This is a genomic window from Companilactobacillus halodurans (assembly GCF_009600985.1).
GTDB classification, from domain to species: Bacteria; Bacillota; Bacilli; order Lactobacillales; family Lactobacillaceae; genus Companilactobacillus; species Companilactobacillus halodurans.
Genome location: NZ_VDFP01000187.1, coordinates 1 through 1,240 on the forward strand (window position 1 = coordinate 1; position 1,240 = coordinate 1,240).

At 34.5% G+C, this 1,240-nt stretch carries 2 protein-coding genes; one reads left to right on the forward strand and one right to left on the reverse strand.

Annotation, left to right across the window (positions count from 1 at the left end):
• A partial coding sequence (locus FHL06_RS13500) for a hypothetical protein (protein WP_153387146.1) occupies nt 1-214 on the reverse strand: 214 nt, incomplete at its 3' end.
• 163 nt (nt 215-377) lie between these two features.
• On the opposite strand from FHL06_RS13500, the gene hemH reads away from it, so the two are divergent.
• Nucleotides 378-1,240, forward strand: an 863-nt coding sequence (gene hemH, locus FHL06_RS13505; RefSeq protein WP_153387147.1) for a ferrochelatase, incomplete at its 3' end; no start/stop codon positions are given.

Genomic DNA, 1,240 nt, shown 5'->3' on the forward strand with positions numbered 1-1,240 from the left:
GAATTAAGGATTCTAAATTTTTAGCTGCATTATTCCATTCCCGACGTGGATAATTTAGTTCTAAATCTTTTTTGACATCTTTTAGAAGATTTTTGTAGGCTAACAAGTTGGTTTCTGCCTGAGGAGTTTCCGGATGAATCGGTAAGATAATGCTGATCTTGGGTTCTAACTCGGAAGTTAAAAGTTTCATTAAGTTATCGTTTTTCAATTTCATAGTCCATCTCCTTATCTAAAATCTTATCGTTATCATTAGTATATTTTTATATTAGCATGATATATGACAGTTTGTCTAACTTTTTACATTACTAAATAAATAAAAAAGATTATTTTATCAATTATGATATTATGAAACTAAATAACATTAGGGGGAAATACATATGACACAGGGATTACTATTAGTAAATATAGGCTCGCCTGCATCTCCCAAAACAAATGATGTAAAAAGTTATCTCAAAGAATTTTTGAGTGACCAAAATGTAATTGAGATGCCCAAGTTTTTTTGGCAACCACTTTTAAGGGGTATCATTTTACCACTACGATCCTGGCGTTCTGCAACCTTTTATCAACATGCTTGGATGAGAGGCGGTTCTCCATTAATTGTTTATACTGAAATGATTACTAAACAGGTACAAAAATTATTGCCACAATGGAATGTCAAAATGGCAATGACTTACGGACAACCTGATATTGCTGAAACCTTACATCAAATGAAAATTGATGGCTGTTCCAATGTTATCTTGCTTCCTTTGTTCCCTCAATACACGCAAAGTACAACCAAGTCTATTATTGAACAGGCTCAAACAGTTGATATTGATCTGACAATCATCAGACACTTTTATGATGAACCAGTCTATCAAAAAATTCTCGCCGATCAGATTCAAGCCGAATGGAATAAGGGTTCCTATGACGAATTATTCATTAGCTACCACAGCATTCCCACCGCTATGGTTAAACATGGTGATCCCTATCAAACTGAATGTGAAGCTACTTCAAAAGCTGTTACAAAACTCCTAAATATCCCATCTGATCAAATCAAAACAGTCTATCAATCAAAATTTGGACCTATGCCTTGGCTAAAGCCTTACTTAAAAAATGCTCTGATGCAGGCTGTTGAACTGGGACAACGAAATATTCTCATTGCCACACCTTCCTTTGTAGCCGATTGTTTGGAAACACTAGAAGAAGATTACGTTCAAAATTATCAGACCTTTAAAGCCTGTGGTGGTGATAAATTTCAACT